Here is a 15,300-nt window from a genome sequence, read left to right as displayed (position 1 = left end):
CTCGGCGCGCACGCCGGCGTCCCCGCGCTCACCGGCCAAGATCTGTCGAAAGTCGGCCCATTAGGGTCGAGGGCATGACGTCACCCCTCGCCGGCAGTGCCTTCGACCTGCTCCGCCTCGACGCCGTGCCCGACCAGGAGGCGCTGCGCCGGGCCTACGAACTCCCCAGCGAGGCGGCCGTGCGCAAGCAGATGACCGAACTCACCGAACAGACCGAGCGGTTGATCGGCTGCTCATCGCTGGTCCTGGTCGCCAGCGCGGACGCCGAGGGCAACTGCGACGTCTCGCCGCGCGGCGGCCCCGCCGGGTTCGTCGCCGTCCTGGATTCACGGACGGTGGCGATACCGGACGCGACCGGCAACAAGCGCCTGGACACGCTACAGAACGTCATCGCCACCGGACGGGCCGGGCTGCTGTTCGTCATCCCGGGGCGCACCACGACGCTCAGGGTGAACGGCCGGGCGTGCGTCTCCACCCGCCCGGAGCTGCTGTCGCAGCTGACCGCGGTGGGCAAGCCGCCGGCCAGTGCGCTGGTGCTGGGGATCGAGGAGGTCTACCCGCACTGCCCCAAGTCGCTCCTGCGCAGCGGGGCCTGGAAGCCGGAGCAGTGGCTGCCGGCGGACGCCCAGCCGGCCTCGGCCGAGGTGACGCTGGCCCAGCTGCGGATGCCGGAGCTGACGATCGCCGACATCGAGCAGGCGGAGGCGGACGCGCTGAAGTACCGGTACGAGTGACAGGCCGACCACCAATCGCTGCCCACCGGCCCGCCGAACCCCCGGACCAGCACGCCCCAAGATCAATTGCGGGGCAGCCCATTGCGCCCGGCCGGTGATCGCGCGGCGCGGTGCCGCGCATGATCGAGCCGACGTCGCTGCCCGCTCCGAGAAGGCTCAGGTAGTCGCGTCGCTCGGCCGCGTCCAGGTGGGCGAGAAACCGTCGGTAGGGCTCGACGATGCGACCACAACGACGCTGTTCTGAGTCAGGAGGAGCAAGCATGACCACCACGTCGAACCACTACGTCACCGTGCTGTGGGAGGCCCGGGCCAAATCCGGGAAGGAAGCCGCGATGAAGGCGTTCATGACAGCCGCCGTCACCGCATCACGCTACGACGCGGGCAACATCGACTACGAGGCTCACCAGGTCGAGGGACAACCTGGCGCGTTCGTCATCTTCGAGCGCTGGGAGAGCCGCGAGGCACTCGAAGGCCACCTGCAGGCACCCCGCATGCGGGACCTGGTGCCCCAACTGCTGGAACTGACGGACGGCAGCATCGAGAACGGGATCCGCTTCCTGCAGCCGTTCCGCCCGGCACGGTAGGCCGACCCGGAGCACGGCGGTCGTGATCGTCGTCCTCCGACGCTGAGCGGTTTCGGGCAGCAAGACGGCGGCGCGGGCACGGACGTCCTTCGTGATCACTGAGCGTTGAGACTCCATGATCACGTGGACCCGTGCCTGCCGCCTACAACAAGCCGCGACGCCTACGACAAGCCGCGCCGCCAACGGGTTGTGCCCGTCGGCGGATTGGACCCGCGGATGGGTACCCGCACCCCTGCGGCGGCGCGGGCGCCTCATCCAACGCCAGTCGGGCGCCCACTGGTGAACCGACGACGGATCTTCGGCGCGGGACACCAGTCACCCCGCGACCCGCGCGCGCCCGTACGTCCGCCGTCCTCGCTCTCCGACCTGTTGTCGCGCGCAGCGGACCGCAGCGGACCACAGCGGACCACGGCGGACCGCCGGGTGCCGACGGCTGGGACGGTGACACATCGTCACTCCGTGTCGTACGCTGACGATCCCCCGTCGTATGGCATGCACATGATCATCACTCTCAGCGTCATCCCCCCACGAGAGGCGATCCACATGGGCGTCCGTCCATCACCCGGTATCCGGTCCGTGTCCGGCGCTCGTTCGGCGTCAGTTGTCCGCTCCGCGTTGTCCGCTCTCCTCCTGGCCCTCGCCTGCGTGCTGGCCGGAGCCGCCGGCCCCGGGGCGCAGGCGGCGGCCGCCGCGGAGCGCACCGTCACCTTCGTCAACCAGTCCGGTCAGCGCGTGTGGATCGGCAGCACGGTCAACGCCGACGGATCGGCGGTACTCACCGGTCTGCCCGTGCTCAACAACGGGCAGTCGGCCACCATCACCGTTCCGGAAAACTCCGCGCCGGGACACTGGCGCGGCAAATTCTTCGCACGCCAGGGCTGCAGCGGCGAGTCGGGCAGCACATTCCGCTGCAAGGTCGCCGACTGCGGGCCGTACGCCGACCGCTGCAGCACCGGCGAACAGCCCGCGAGCCTGGCGGAGTTCAACTTCGACCCCTCGGACGGGCTGGCGCCCTGGTACAACGTCAGTTACGTCAACGCGGTGTCGCTGCCGGTGACCATCACCCCGGCCGGTGTCGCGCCCCCGCCGAACGGCGGCGAATGCGAAGAGATGGGCTGCTCGAACGACCTGCTCTCGTACTGCCCGCCAGAGAACCTGACTTCCGACCCCGCCACGGGCGCACCGATGCTCTGCGTCAATCCCAACCGTGACGCGCAGACCAGCTACAGCAGCGCCGTCAACGCCCACTGCCCCAAAGCCTATGCGTGGTCGAAGCAGGACACGATTCCGGGCAACCAGGTGATGCGCCAGTGCCGGGCATGCAGCGGCTTCACCGTCACCTTCCACTGACACCGAGGGCCGGCCGTATCCCGAGTCCCACACACACTGTTGGAGCAAGCTCCGTGAGCGGATCCTCTTCCTTCTCTCCCGCCCCGTCCCCCTTCCGTCGGCCGCTGATGATCCTCGCGCCGCTGCTGGCTCTGCTGTGCGCGTCCTTCTTCGGCCCCGCGGCGAGTGCCGAGGTCGCCGCGTCGTCGCGCAAGGGCGTGAGCGTGAACTCCGTCGCGGGCGCCTCACAGGCGCTCGCCGACCTCGGTGCGTCCTGGTACTACAGCTGGTCATCGAATCCGGGCAGCGTCGCCAAGCCGACGGGCACCGAGTTCGTACCGATGATCTGGGGAGCCGGTTCGGTCACCGACGCCGAACTGGCCGAGGCCAAGGCGCAGGGCACCCAGCTCCTGGGCTTCAACGAGCCCGACATGACAGCACAGGCCGACATGACGGTCGAACAGGCGCTGGACCTGTGGCCACGCCTGCAGTCGACCGGCCTGCGGCTCGGCGCACCCTCCGTCGCCTACGGCGGCGACACCCCGGGCGGCTGGCTGGACCGGTTCATGTCCGGGGCCGCGGCGCGCGGCTACCGCGTCGACTTCATCCCGTTGCACTGGTACGGCGGCGACTTCAGCTCAGCCGCGGCCGAGCAGCTGCGCGGCTATCTCCAAGCTGTCCACGACCGCTACCAGAAGCCGATCTGGCTGACCGAGTACGCCCTGATCGATTTCTCCGGCTCCACACCCCGCTACCCCAGCGAGCAGGAACAGACCGCCTTCGTGCGCTCGTCGACGGCGATGCTGGAGAGCCAGCCGTACGTAGAGCGCTACTCCTGGTTCACCCTGTCCACCGAGACCAGCCGGACCGGGCTCTACAACGGCACGACTCCCAACGCCTCCGGCCTCGCCTACCGCGAGGCGGGCCGATGACCCCAGAACTTCACCTGGCCGTCCAGCCGTCCGAGGTGGCCGCGCTCCAACCGTAAGCGCCTACGCGCTCCCGTCCAGGCGCCACAGCTCACCGGCAGACGCGCCGGCGTGCGGGTTTGCCGGTATCAAAGCGAACAGGAAGTCTGATCTAAAGGCCGGTCTACTAACGCTATTGATGTGCTGAGTGTTCGAAGATACGTTGAATGGCCTCGTATGCTTGATCTCCCGGGGGCCTGTCTTGTCACGAGCACTCGCCGCCGACGGCGGCGCGGCCACGCCGTCCGCGATACGGACGGTGGGGGACTCACCGCTCTACCGCGGGGCGACCCTCGCGCTTTTCCTGTCCGGGCTCGGCACCTCGGCCGCCGCCCCGCAGATCACACTCTTCCTGGTGGACGAGCTGCACGTCTCGCTGACCACGGCCGGCCTGTACTACCTCACGAGCCTCACCGCCCCGGTCGCCGGATATCTCATCGGCGCACGCTCGGACCGTACGGGCAGACGGCTCGGGTTCTTCCGGCTCTGCGCACTGACGGGATTCCTCGGCTGGTCCGCCATGGCCCTGTCGGACCAGGTGTGGATGCCGTTCGTGATCGGTACGGTGATCCTCGCCTTCTCCGGCGCCGCCGGGTCGCAGCTGTTCGCCGCCGTCCACGACGACCTGCAGGCCACCGAAAGCCCCGTCGGTGACGGGGTCGTCTCGATCGTGCGCATGGCGCTGACGGCAGGATGGATCGTGGGCCCGGTCGCGGGCTCTCTGCTGGCCACCGCCGCCGGACCGCGCGCGATGTTCGTGGCCACCGGACTGTGCACTCTCGCGCAGATCGTTCCCATGGGTTTCGCCGGCACCCGCCTGGCACGACCTGACGTCACGAACACAGCCGCACCACAGCCGCAGGCGCCGGCCGAGTACGCCGGACGGCGCCCGGGAATCCGGGCCATGCTGCCCCTGCTCGCCTTCACCGGGCTCTACGTGCTGGTCTACGCGGGAGAGCCGATCAAGTACGGCTACCTGACGATCTACATGCACAACGACATGGATCTGCCGACGGCGGTCAGCGGCGCGGTGATCGGCATCCAGCCCTTTGTGGAACTGATCCTGATGCCGGTGGCCGTGGTCGTCGCTCGCCGAATCGGCATGATGCGCCTGATGGTCTTCGCCGCCGCCTTCGGAGTAGGGGCGAACCTCTGCTTCGCCCTGACCGGCAACGCCGCCGGCATGTTCGCCGGACAGATCCTCATGGGCGGGGTGTGGGGTGTCTTCGCCGCCCTGGGAATCATCGTCGCCCAACGGCTGCTGCCCGAAGCCGTCGCGACCGCGTCGGCCGTTTTCATGAGCTCCACCGCCCTCGCCAGCGCTCTCGGCGGGCTGACGGGCAGCCTCGGCGTGGGCCTGCTCGGACTGCCGTACGTGTTCCTCGCACCGGCCCTGTACGGCCTGGTGGCGACCATCGGTATCGCCGTCATGAGCCGCTCCCGGCACGCCGTGGGCTAAGACTTGGCGTATGCCCTTCACCGCCTCACTGCCTGCCGCCCGCCGCCCGCCCGGAAGTTCACACCCGGCGCCGCCTCCGGGCCGGCCAACGGTCTGTCACCCAGGGCCTTCCAGCAGGCTTCCCCACTGGGACTCGCTCGTTCGCGGACCGGCCGCCCACGGCCGCCGCCCGACGCGTGGGTGAACGGCCGGCCCGACACCGCTCCGTCTCCCGCGCATCTCACCGAAAGCCGTGAAAGGAAAATCCGTGCTGTCCTCTCTGCCCTATCTCGACCCCGCACTGACCATCACCGAACGGGTCGACGACCTTGTCGGCCGTATGACACTGCCCGAGAAGATCGGCCAGATGCTGCAGTTGAACGCCAAGGAGGGCGTACAACATGTTGCGGAAATGCACGCGGGGTCCATCCTCCACGCCTCGCCCGAACGCGTCCTCGACGCGGCCGAACTCACCGAGCACTCCCGGCTGCGCATCCCGCTGCTGGTGGCCGAGGACTGCATCCACGGCCACTCCTTCTGGGAGGGCGCGACGATCTACCCCACTCAGCTGGGCATGGCGGCGACCTGGGACCCGGCCCTGCTCGAGCGGGTAGCCAGAGCGACAGCGGTGGAAGTGGCGGCGACCGGTGTGCACTGGACGTTCTCACCCGTGCTGTGCATCGCACGCGACCTGCGATGGGGCCGCGTCAGTGAGACCTTCGGCGAGGACCCCTTCCTCATCGGCGAGTTGGCCTCCGCCATGGTCCGCGGTTACCAGGGCGACGGGCTCTCCGACCCGACGGCGATCCTCGCCTGCGCCAAGCACTTCGCGGGATACTCCGAGACCCAGGGCGGCAGGGACGCCAGCGAGGCCGACATCTCGCGGCGCAAGCTGCGCTCCTGGTTCCTGCCTCCCTTCGAACGTGTGGCCCGCGAAGGGTGCCGTACGTTCATGCTCGGTTACCAGTCCATGGACGGTGTCCCGATCACGGTCAACAACTGGCTGCTCAACGACGTACTGCGTGGCGAGTGGGGTTACACAGGCACGCTCGTGACCGACTGGGACAACGTCGGCCGCATGGTGTGGGAGCAGCGGATCCACAGCGACTACGCACATGCCGCGGCGGCGGCGGTCCGCGCGGGCAACGACATGGTGATGACGACGCCGAAGTTCTTCGGCGGCGCGCAGGAGGCGGTCGAGCGGGGCATGCTCGACGAGGCGGAGATCGACGAGGCGGTCCGCCGCGTCCTGACTCTCAAGTTCGAACTCGGACTGTTCGAGGAGCCGCGGCGTCCCGACCGTGCCCGCCAGGCCCAGGTGATCGGCAGCGCGGAGCATGCCGCGCTGAACCTGGAGACGGCCCGTCGCTCGCTCGTCCTGCTCACCAACGACGGCACCCTGCCCCTGGCGGGGGGATTCGAGGCGGGTGCCGAAGGCCGGGCCGTCGCCGGCGCGGAGACCGCGCCGCGTACGGTCGCCGTCATCGGTCCCAACGCCGACGACGCCCAGACCCAACTCGGCGACTGGGCGGGCTCCTCGGGCCAGGCCGACTGGCTTCCCGACGGGCAGCCGCGCGCGATGATCACGACGGTGCTCGAAGGGTTTCGCGCACATGTCCCCGAGGGCTGGGACGTGTCGTACGCCCGCGGCGCGGACATCCTCACCGTCGACAGCGACCCGGAAGGCGCGTTCTTCCCCGACGGGCAGCCCCGTCCCGAGGTCGTCGTCCCCGCGGAGCCGTCGAAGACGCTGATCGCCGAAGCCATGGCGCACGCGGAGGCCGCGGACTACGTCGTCGCCGTCGTGGGCGACCGCATCGAACTGGTGGGGGAGGGCAGGTCGACGGCAACCCTGGAACTGGTCGGGGGGCAGGTCGCCCTCCTCGACGCGCTCGCCGCGACCGGCAAGCCACTGGTGGTCGTGACCATCAGCTCCAAGCCATTGATCCTGCCGCCGTCGGCGCACGGGGCCGCGGCGATCGTGCACGCCTTCAACCCCGGCATGCTCGGCGGACGGGCGGTCGCCGAGCTGGTCCTCGGCCTCGTCGAGCCGACCGGCCGTCTGCCGATCTCCTTCGCCCGCCACGCCGGGCAACAGCCCACGTACTACAACCAGGTGCGTGGTCAGCACGGCAGCCGCTACGCGGATCTGACGCAGAGCCCGGCCTTCGTCTTCGGCGAGGGCCTGAGTTACTCGACCGTCGAGTACGCGGACCTGGAGATCCCTGCCGCGGAACTCGGAACAGGCGACACGCTCCACGCACGGCTCACGGTCTCCAACACGGGTACGCGCCCTGTCCTGGAAACCGTGCAGGTCTATGTCAGCGACACCGTCACCTCGGTGACGTGGGCGGAGAAAGAGCTGAAGACCTATCAGCAGGTGTCGCTCGCACCAGGTGAGTCACGTGAGGTCCTGATCGAGCTGCCGGTCGCCGCGTGCACGCTCGTGGACGCGCAGGGCGAGCGTGTTGTCGAGGCCGGTGCCTTCGAACTTCTGGTCGGTCCGTCCTCCCGTGAGGAGTCGCTGCTGCGGGCGGGATTCACGATCAAGGACTGACCGCGGGCGCACACGGCTGCCCTTGGCCGCCGACGCCGGCCGCTCGGATTCCTTCCACGGGCAGGGACAGGGATCCGAGCGGTAGGTGTCCATGGTGCCGCGCGAGGTGCGGGGTGCGGGGTACGGGGTGCGGGACCCGGGGTCAGTGGTCCGTAGTGCCTGCGGAGTGGCCCCGGGACGAGCGTCTTCGTCGGCCTCGTCCCCGCGACGGCCGCCTCGCGGGACGGCGCCTGGCAGGGGCCCGGAGGTCAGGACCGGGCGGCCGCGACGTTCCTGGCCTTCCGTGCCGCTTGGGAGACGATGCTCGCGAACGAGGAGTCGCGTCGGCAGCGGTCGGCGACCTGTGCGGCCAGGTCGAGAAGCTCCGGGCCGCCGGGGACCAGGAGCAGCTCAACTCCTGCCTGAAGACTCGCGAAGGTGGTCTCGCACAGCGTGCGGCCGTGCAGGATGCCGGGCGCGTCGAGTTCGTCGCTGACGACAAGCCCCTCGAAGCCCAGGTGCCGTCGGAGTAGATCCATCACCGCGGGGGACGTCGAGGCAGGCTGCGAAGCGTCCACGGCGCTGACCACCGCGGGACCGGTCATCACAGCTCCCACTCCCGCGTCCACCACACCCCGGAAGGGGACTAGGTCGTTCAGGTGCGACGACTCGGCGGCCATCGATGTGTCCTCCAGGGCGGGATCCAGCGTCAGGCTGGGGAAGCCGGGAAAGTGCTTCGCCACGCAGAGGACCCCCGCCCCTTGCATCCCTTGCACGACAGCGGCGGCCACGCGTGCGACCTCGTCGTGTCCTCCGGGCAGAGTGCGTCCCTCCAGCCAGGGGTTGGGGCCCCGGAGGACGTCGAGGACGGGGGAGAGGAAGGTGTTGACGCCGAGCGCGAGGGCCGCGGAGGCCACCGTGGCGGCGGACTCGCGGATCTCTTCGTCCGACAGGCCGCGGTAGTCGGCGGGTGCGGGGAAGGAGGGGACGAGCCTGTGCAGGCGTCGGGTGCCCCACGGCTCCTGATCCACCGCGACGAGGACGGGCGCGTTCGCCGCGTTGCGCACCTGGGAGATGAACCCGGAGACGTCCCCCGCACTCTCCGACGACTGCCGTTGCTGCGTCATCTCGCGTGCCACGTACTCTTCCCGGCTCTCCCCGCACAGGACTGCGACGGTCCCGGCCTGAAGAAGGGTGAGCATCCACGGCCGCAGGGACAGGTCGGGGATTGCGGGAAAGAGAATCGCATGCGCGTCGCGCACCGTGTCACTCACAACGGGTCTCCTGGAGATCTGGATCGGAACCAGGTGGCGTCCCCCTCGTGCCGGTGCGCCTCCGACGCCGCCCCGGCTGCGACACCTTCATGGCACGGGCACGGTGCGGTGAGACACCGTCACCGTGCGGGGAACGCCCGTTACCACCCGGACGGCAACGCGGCACGGCGCCGAATGGCCGAAGCAGCGTGCGCGGCCCGCGAACCTCGGTGGCGCGTTGAGGATCGAGGGGCGTTGCCCGTACTCCCTGGGATACCTCTGAGCAGATCTGGAGACGTTCGACCACCCACCCTCACCGCCCTCCGGGCGGTGAGGGTGTTGTGAGGTGCCTCAGATCATGAGCAGTAGCCGGGTGTGGGCGACGAGCTTGCGGTTGACGCTGGTGCTCTGGACGAAGATGGTGAAGTCGTCGTTGTGGTCCGGCTTGACGCGTACCTCGGCGGCGGGCAGGCCGAGCAGGGTTCGGGCCGCCGGTCCGGTGTAGACGCGATCTGTCTTCTTCTCGAGCACCGCTATCTGCTTTCCTGCCTGGACCTTCTCCGACTTGCTGAGCTGGTAGAACGCGCAGCCGGTGCGGTAGGTGTGTCCGCACTCGTTGACCCAGTCCCGGATTCCCGCTTCGCGAGCGACCGGAATCAGCTGGTACTCGGATGGTTTCACCGGGGTGAGGCCAGCCGCTTTTATGGTGTCCTTGTTGACAGCGTCGGCACCGGTGGAGAACACCGCCCGCGACCCGCGGATGCCCTTCGCGCGGCCCACCATGAAGTTCTCGGTTGCCTGCTGGATGACCTGCCCGGCCTCCTCCAGACCCTGCGTGCTCGTGGCGTCCCAGATGGCGATGTTGTCCTTGGGGAAGCCGCACTGCATGGCCTCACGCTTGCCCATCTGATCCGGCACCAGCACGGCCAGCGTCCAGTTGTCCGCCTGCGTCCGGGTCAACTCGGCCACCGCCTTGATCAGTTCCTGCGGATCCGTGGTGGGGGCGTCCGGGGAGCGGTGGCTTGCGTTCTCCTGTCCGTCGGTCAGAACGAACGTCAGGAAGCTGTGGTCGCCGTAGAGTTGAGCTGTCTGCGCCAGCTCGCTCTGCGACTTCAGCGTGGCCGCGAGCAGAGCCGTCATGCCGCCGGCCCGGTAGAGCTGCTTGAGGGACGGCATCCGCAGCACGTCCTTGTCGTAGACGACGCACTCCACCTTGTTCGCGAAGACGTACACCGTGACACGGGTTTCCTGGTCCAGTTCCTTGGACCGGCGGGCCAGGTAGGCGATCTGCTGGTCGGCGACTTCGACGACCTTGCCGCTCAGGTGTGACATGGACGAACTGGCATCCAGCACAAGAGCAACGTGGTTGATGTAGTTCTGAGTTCCGGACATGAAAAGCTCCCCCTCTTTCCGGCTTGATGTACTGATTCTCTCACCCACCACTGACAATCGATCTTGGTCCGCAGGAGGGTGTGGACAGCAGACACCGGGGGTGCACGTGCCGAGGGGGGATTGGGCGGGCGGTTGCAGTTCGGTTGGCGACAGCGCCCGGTAGGCGTCGCCGGCCTGGTGAAGACGCAGCTGGGCGTCACGGAGATCGTCGGGGAAGTCGGCGTGCTCGACCAGCCAAGCGGACGGATTCGAGCACGCATCAGGATCCTTCCTTCTGTACGGCTCGGACGGACCGGTCGGGTAGGGGGACCGGCCCGTCCGGGCCGCTTGCGGTGCAGCTCAGGCGGCACGGCTGGCGATGGCCTCCGCCAGCCGGCCGGCCTGTTCGTGGGACGCGGCCAGGGACGTCCGGTGAAGCGGGACGAGCTCGGCCATTGCTGGGACGTCGGGCGCCATGGTCAGCTCGGGGGTCACCGTGGTCACGTCGAGTCCGAGCATGTGGGACCAGCCAAGGATGGTCTCCAGCGTGGGGATCAGGTAGTCCTTGCCCTCGTTAGGGCTGCCGGGGCCGTAGCCGCCGCCGCGGGCGGAGATCACGACGGCCGGGCGGCCGGCGGTAGGGGCGCCGTCGGCGAAGCCGAAGGTGCGGCCGGCGACCATGATCTGGTCCAGCCATGCCTTGAACACCGAGGGCATGGAGAGGTTGTACAGCGGCACCGTGAACAGGTAGGCCCCGGCGCCGAGGAACTCCTCGATGAGCTCGTCCTGAAGCCCTGCGGCCTCGGCCTGTTCCGGGGTGTGCCGGGCGGGGTCGGTGACCCGGGCGGAGACGCCCGCGGCGGTGATGTGGGGCACGGGCGAGGAGGCGAGGTCGCGGTGGACGACCGGGCCGCGCCACGCGGCGCGGAAGGACTGGGCGACCTTGCGGGAGACGGAGGCTTCGCCGAGCGAGGAGGCGTCTATGTGCAGCAGGTACGACATGGGGATGATGACCTTTCAGGAATGATGCCGAGGTCGAAGCCGGAAGGCCGCGTGCCGGAGAGATCGGTGAAGGGGAAGGCGCCGTCGGCGTCAGGCGCATTCGGGGACGGCGCAGCCGTCCGGGCCGCGGACCGGGGCGTCGCCGGCGACGGGGGTTACCGGGCGGGTGTCGGCCCAGGGCGTACGCGGCAGGTCGAGCAGGGTGTAGCTGACCTGCGCGCCGGGGACGGCGTAGCGGCTGTCGATGACGATGAACGGGGCGCCGCGCTCGCCCAGACGCTCGGCCCGGCGGGCGTTGTTCTGCACCCGCTCCCAGGCTGCGCGGTTCTTGCCGTGGGCGGAGGCATGGGCGAGGAACTCGTGTGCCAGATCGGTGTTGCCGACCTGGTTGTCCAGCACCGGCTTGCGGGTGGAGAAGATTCGGCCCTCGGGGAAGCTGCCGCTGATCGGGAACGAGTGGTGCACCACCTTCACCTGGTCACCGTGCTCGAACCGCTCGACGGCCCGCTCCACGCGGTGGTGGCCCAGGCCGCACCGCGGGCGGATCACCTCGGACCAAGTGTCCAACTTCATCACGCACCTCCATTTCCGACGACTTGTGCGTAACGCCATGATGGACCAGTATGGAGGCCGATACAAAAGGCACAAATCTGTGCGTGCCGGAGAGGAATGTGCGTCATGGGGACGACCAGCGAGGACGACATCGTGGCGGCTGCGGCGATCGGGCCGTGCGCGGCGATTCCCGTCGAGCAGATGGCGTTCGTCCGGCTGATCCTGGACCGCGTCGGCGACAAGTGGAGCGTGCTGGTGATCGCCGTCCTGGAGTCCGGACCGCTGCGCTACACCGACCTGCAACGCCAGGTCCCCGGCATCTCCCAGCGCATGCTCAGTCTCACCCTGCGCCATCTCCAGCAGGACGGCCTGATCATTCGCACCGCCTACGCTGAGGTGCCGCCACGCGTCGAGTACACCCTGGCCCCGCTCGGCCGCAGCCTGCACAAGATCGTCACGTCCTTGATCGGCTGGGCCGCCGACCACCACGACGAAATCCGCGCCAGCCGCGACCGCGCCGCAACCCTCGGATCCTGACGGGCATGGCACCCGGAGGCGGGGCGCGTTTCATAGGTGGTCGCTCATGAAACACCCGGCCGCGCAGTCGTCCACCTGCGGCGATCATGTTTCATGAGTTGTTGCAAACGAGCTGGACATCTGAAACACCCTCATACGGGTGGTGTGAGTGCATCCAGTCGACCTTCTGGGAGGGGTCGTGGACCGGTCGCCATACGGGTGCGGCCGGCCCGTGTTCCAGAAGATCGGCGAACGGGGCGGCGAGGGCCGGGACGGCGTGCAGGAAGACGGTCACCGCGGGGTCGCGGGTGTGGGCATGCAGGGCGCGGATGCGGTTCTCGATGCCGGTGGGGCCGGCGCCGTCCAGGACGAACAGCAGCCTGGGGAAGAGCGGATACCGCTGCCGCCACGCTTCTTCCGTGGCCTGGGTGGCGGTGTGCCAGCGGCGTCCGGGAGTGGGGCCGGGTATGTAGCGGTGGAGGCGGGCGTAGGCGGTGAGTTTGGCGGCCAGGCGCTCGCGGGGCCCATGGTGGCCCGGTCGACTTCGAAGAAGGCCCGCCGCATCGTGTTGCTGGACCGGTAGTAGAGCAGGGCGTCGGGGATGACGGCTTCGTCGTTACCGATGGGGTGGTGGAGCTACTCGTCACCTCACTCGCTCCGGCGTTCAACGACGTGAGGGGTTCCCAACGAGCGCCTTGCGGGACGGGACTGCCTGCGACCTCAGCCAGTAGGGTCTGGGCATGGTCAAGCACGTGCCGTTCACCGGCGGCGAGAAGGAAAGCCTGCACATTGCCCTAGATCGGCACCGTGACGCGGTGCTGTGGAAGCTCGCGGACCTCGACGACGACCAACTGTGCCGGCCGGTAGGCCCGTCGGGCACGAGCCTCCTCGGGCTGCTCAAGCATCTCGCCGGCGCTGAACTCGGCTGGTTCTGCCTGACGTTCGGCCGCGAGTGCGAACCCCTTCCCTTCGAAGTCGAAGGCGACGAGGCGTCCGACTGGCACGTGGCCGCTGACGAGCCGACCAAGGACATCCTGGACTTCTACGCCCGCGCCCGGACCGCCGCCGACGAAGCGATCCGGGGCCTCGACATCGACGCCACCGGCACCGCCTTCGCGTTCTTCGACGGCGCCACCGTTTCACTACGCTGGGCACTGATTCATATGCTCGAGGAAGTCGCTCGCCACGCGGGTCACGCGGACATCCTGCGCGAGTCCATCGACGGATTCACCGGAGATCACAACTGGGGCTGACGCATCGAGCAGGTGTGTGATCACCTTCGAGCAGGGGGTCGGTTTGAATGAGTACCAGCCGCCCCGTCAGGGCGGCTGGCCGTCGACGCAGGTAGCGGCGGAAGTCAACCGACCTTCGCGGATCCCTCGGCTCGTGCCCGGGTGCTGGCTGGGCAGTAGGAGTCGGTGCCGGTCTCGATGATGCTGCCGTTGAAAGTGAGGCGGTCGACGATGGCCGCGCGGAGCCGCGGGTCCGTGAACGTCTTCGTCCAGCCACCGAAGGACTCGTTCGAGGCGACGGCGACGCTGTTCTTCTCCTCGCGTTCGGTCAGGACCTGGAAGAGCAGTTCGGCGCCGCGGCGGTCGAGTTCCATGTAGCCGACCTCGTCGATGCAGAGAAGGTCGACGCGGCCGTAGCGGGCGATGGTCTTGTTCAGCTGCTTCTCGTCGGCGGCCTCGACCAACTCGTTCACCAGCTTCGTGGCGAGCGTGTAGGGGACGCGGTAACTTGGGCCGACCTCCAGCGCCCCAACACCGGTGTCATGCGCTTCGACCACGACCACTACCTCAAAATCTGGGCACTGACCGGCCCGAGAATCGACACCGACTTCCTCCTCCTCGACGAAGCCCAGGACACCAACCCCGTCCTCGAACAGGTCTTCACCGCCCAACGCGACCACGCCCAGCTGGTAATGGTCGGCGACTCCGCCCAGGCCATCTACGGCTGGCGCGGCGCCCGCGACGTCATGACCGGCTTCGACGGCCACACCCTGTCCCTGTCCCGGTCCTTCCGCTTCGGTCCCCGCCTCGCCACCGAAGCCAACCGGTGGCTCACCATCGCCAGCGACCCGATCCGCCTGACCGGCACCCCCGCCCTAGCCACCGAAATCGGCACGGTCGAGCGCCTGGACGCTGTGCTGTGCCGGACCAATGTCGGAGCCATGGTCGAAGTGATGGCCCGTCTCAAGAACGGTCAACGTGTCGCGCTTGCCAGGGGAGGAGGGAGCCTACGGGCCCTGGCTGCGGCCTCCCGCGACCTCACCCCACCTGCAGCCGGAGGGCCGGGAAAGGGGCGGAGCGACGGGTTCAGGCCCGGCGGCAGACTCTCTCGATCAGGGTCTGCCAGCTGTCCCTGAGCGGGCGGGCATGCCGCTCGAAGGCGGCGTCCGCCTCGACGCTCGGCTCGGGTCCGGTCCCCGGCAGCGCCAGGAAGATCATGAAAGGGCCTTCGAGGGCGCTGGTGAGCTGGACGGTCAAGCTGTCCAGGTCGGCGACGCCGGTGCCCGCCTGGCCGAGCAGCATGCGGATATGGGCCTGAGTGAAGGTGCTGCCACCCTCGGCGGGGACAGGCCGGTGGCGGTCCAGAGCGGAGCGGACAATTGTGATGTGGCCGGTGAGGAAGGCGATCCGGGCCCGACCGTAGGCGACCAGTCGCTCCAGAGGGCTTGCGCCGGGGCCGAGCGGAGGCGGGCCGGCCAAGACCTCGCGCTGGAAGGCGTGCTCGTCGTCGTCGAGCAGGGCGTGGAAGATGCCGGCGCGGGTGCCGAAGCGGCGGTAGACCGTGCCTTTGCCTAGACCGGCGCGTTCGGCGAGGCCGTCCATGGTGACTTTGTCCGCCCCCAGCTCGGCAACCATCTCGCGCGTCGCAGCCAAGAGCTGCTCTCGGTTACGGGCGGCGTCGGCGCGCTCAGCGCGCGGCCGTCCAAGAGACAGGGGCGTTCGATCCATGCGGCAAATCTATCCCTGCTTCACGATCTGTCCCGGGCGACGGGTAGGTAACCGGGG

General features: G+C 68.9%; 14 protein-coding genes and 2 pseudogenes. 10 read left to right on the top strand and 6 right to left on the bottom strand.

The window, feature by feature from the left end; genetic code table 11:
* The first annotated feature begins 74 nt into the window (after positions 1–74).
* From ACFT9I_RS16500 to ACFT9I_RS16475, 6 genes are all read left to right on the top strand, one after another.
* A complete protein-coding gene (locus ACFT9I_RS16500) occupies positions 75–734 on the top strand; it encodes an MSMEG_1061 family FMN-dependent PPOX-type flavoprotein (RefSeq protein ID WP_382564782.1) in 660 nt (219 codons plus the stop codon).
* A 260-nt stretch (positions 735–994) separates the two neighbouring features.
* Positions 995–1,318, top strand: a complete 324-nt coding sequence (locus tag ACFT9I_RS16495) for a putative quinol monooxygenase (RefSeq protein WP_382564780.1) — start codon at positions 995–997, stop codon at positions 1,316–1,318.
* A 615-nt stretch (positions 1,319–1,933) separates the two neighbouring features.
* Positions 1,934–2,668, top strand: coding sequence for a thaumatin family protein (locus ACFT9I_RS16490; protein WP_382564778.1), 735 nt, complete (start codon positions 1,934–1,936; stop codon positions 2,666–2,668).
* A 53-nt stretch (positions 2,669–2,721) separates the two neighbouring features.
* A complete protein-coding gene (locus ACFT9I_RS16485; protein ID WP_382564776.1) occupies positions 2,722–3,579 on the top strand; it encodes a glycoside hydrolase family protein in 858 nt (285 codons plus the stop codon).
* A gap of 238 nt (positions 3,580–3,817) precedes the next feature.
* Complete coding sequence (locus tag ACFT9I_RS16480; protein WP_382564774.1) at positions 3,818–5,074, top strand: MFS transporter; 1,257 nt, start codon at positions 3,818–3,820, stop codon at positions 5,072–5,074.
* 247 nt (positions 5,075–5,321) lie between these two features.
* Positions 5,322–7,610 carry a glycoside hydrolase family 3 N-terminal domain-containing protein gene (locus ACFT9I_RS16475; RefSeq protein WP_382564772.1) on the top strand — a complete coding sequence of 763 codons (2,289 nt, stop codon included), beginning with the start codon at positions 5,322–5,324 and terminating at the stop codon, positions 7,608–7,610.
* Between the two features lie 248 nt (positions 7,611–7,858).
* On the opposite strand, the gene ACFT9I_RS16470 is transcribed toward ACFT9I_RS16475, so the two are convergent.
* The 4 genes from ACFT9I_RS16470 to ACFT9I_RS16455 all read right to left on the bottom strand — a co-directional run bounded on the left by ACFT9I_RS16470 (position 7,859) and on the right by ACFT9I_RS16455 (position 11,788).
* Positions 7,859–8,863, bottom strand: a complete 1,005-nt coding sequence (locus tag ACFT9I_RS16470) for a glycoside hydrolase family 3 N-terminal domain-containing protein (protein WP_382564770.1) — start codon at positions 8,861–8,863, stop codon at positions 7,859–7,861.
* 330 nt (positions 8,864–9,193) lie between these two features.
* Positions 9,194–10,234 (bottom strand): vWA domain-containing protein, encoded by a 1,041-nt coding sequence (locus tag ACFT9I_RS16465; RefSeq protein ID WP_382564768.1) that lies wholly within the window; start codon positions 10,232–10,234, stop codon positions 9,194–9,196.
* 339 nt (positions 10,235–10,573) lie between these two features.
* Positions 10,574–11,215, bottom strand: coding sequence for an FMN-dependent NADH-azoreductase (locus ACFT9I_RS16460; protein ID WP_382564766.1), 642 nt, complete (start codon positions 11,213–11,215; stop codon positions 10,574–10,576).
* A 90-nt stretch (positions 11,216–11,305) separates the two neighbouring features.
* Positions 11,306–11,788, bottom strand: coding sequence for a DsbA family protein (locus tag ACFT9I_RS16455; protein ID WP_382564764.1), 483 nt, complete (start codon positions 11,786–11,788; stop codon positions 11,306–11,308).
* 105 nt (positions 11,789–11,893) lie between these two features.
* Here ACFT9I_RS16455 and ACFT9I_RS16450 point away from each other — a divergent pair, with 105 nt between their 5' ends.
* The 3 genes from ACFT9I_RS16450 to ACFT9I_RS16440 all read left to right on the top strand — a co-directional run bounded on the left by ACFT9I_RS16450 (position 11,894) and on the right by ACFT9I_RS16440 (position 13,536).
* A complete protein-coding gene (locus ACFT9I_RS16450; protein WP_382564762.1) occupies positions 11,894–12,304 on the top strand; it encodes a winged helix-turn-helix transcriptional regulator in 411 nt (136 codons plus the stop codon).
* A 211-nt stretch (positions 12,305–12,515) separates the two neighbouring features.
* Complete coding sequence (locus ACFT9I_RS16445; RefSeq protein WP_382564760.1) at positions 12,516–12,866, top strand: hypothetical protein; 351 nt, start codon at positions 12,516–12,518, stop codon at positions 12,864–12,866.
* A 157-nt stretch (positions 12,867–13,023) separates the two neighbouring features.
* Positions 13,024–13,536, top strand: a complete 513-nt coding sequence (locus ACFT9I_RS16440) for a DinB family protein (RefSeq protein ID WP_382564758.1) — start codon at positions 13,024–13,026, stop codon at positions 13,534–13,536.
* Between the two features lie 104 nt (positions 13,537–13,640).
* On the opposite strand, the pseudogene ACFT9I_RS16435 reads toward ACFT9I_RS16440, so the two are convergent.
* A pseudogene (locus tag ACFT9I_RS16435) lies at positions 13,641–14,024 on the bottom strand (ATP-binding protein); the annotation flags it as partial.
* Here ACFT9I_RS16435 and ACFT9I_RS16430 point away from each other — a divergent pair.
* Positions 14,025–14,555 (top strand): annotated as a pseudogene (locus ACFT9I_RS16430) (UvrD-helicase domain-containing protein); the annotation flags it as partial.
* A 46-nt stretch (positions 14,556–14,601) separates the two neighbouring features.
* Here ACFT9I_RS16430 and ACFT9I_RS16425 read toward each other — a convergent pair.
* A complete protein-coding gene (locus ACFT9I_RS16425; protein ID WP_382564756.1) occupies positions 14,602–15,243 on the bottom strand; it encodes a TetR/AcrR family transcriptional regulator in 642 nt (213 codons plus the stop codon).
* Between the last annotated feature and the right edge of the window lie 57 nt (positions 15,244–15,300).

The organism is Streptomyces sp. NPDC057137, assembly GCF_042670825.1.
Classification (GTDB): Bacteria; Actinomycetota; Actinomycetes; order Streptomycetales; family Streptomycetaceae; genus Streptomyces.
Note: the sequence above shows the minus strand (reverse complement) of the source record. Positions and strands in the feature narration are given on the sequence as shown.

Bases quoted from the DNA above. Each gene is read 5' to 3' on its own strand.
- ACFT9I_RS16460 (WP_382564766.1), bottom strand. From the start codon at position 11,215: ATGTCGTACCTGCTGCACATAGACGCCTCCTCGCTCGGCGAAGCCTCC.
- ACFT9I_RS16495 (WP_382564780.1), top strand. From the start codon at position 995: ATGACCACCACGTCGAACCACTACGTCACCGTGCTGTGGGAGGCCCGG.
- ACFT9I_RS16500 (WP_382564782.1), top strand. From the start codon at position 75: ATGACGTCACCCCTCGCCGGCAGTGCCTTCGACCTGCTCCGCCTCGAC.
- ACFT9I_RS16440 (WP_382564758.1), top strand. From the start codon at position 13,024: ATGGTCAAGCACGTGCCGTTCACCGGCGGCGAGAAGGAAAGCCTGCAC.
- ACFT9I_RS16455 (WP_382564764.1), bottom strand. From the start codon at position 11,788: ATGAAGTTGGACACTTGGTCCGAGGTGATCCGCCCGCGGTGCGGCCTG.
- ACFT9I_RS16465 (WP_382564768.1), bottom strand. From the start codon at position 10,234: ATGTCCGGAACTCAGAACTACATCAACCACGTTGCTCTTGTGCTGGAT.
- ACFT9I_RS16450 (WP_382564762.1), top strand. From the start codon at position 11,894: ATGGGGACGACCAGCGAGGACGACATCGTGGCGGCTGCGGCGATCGGG.
- ACFT9I_RS16425 (WP_382564756.1), bottom strand. From the start codon at position 15,243: ATGGATCGAACGCCCCTGTCTCTTGGACGGCCGCGCGCTGAGCGCGCC.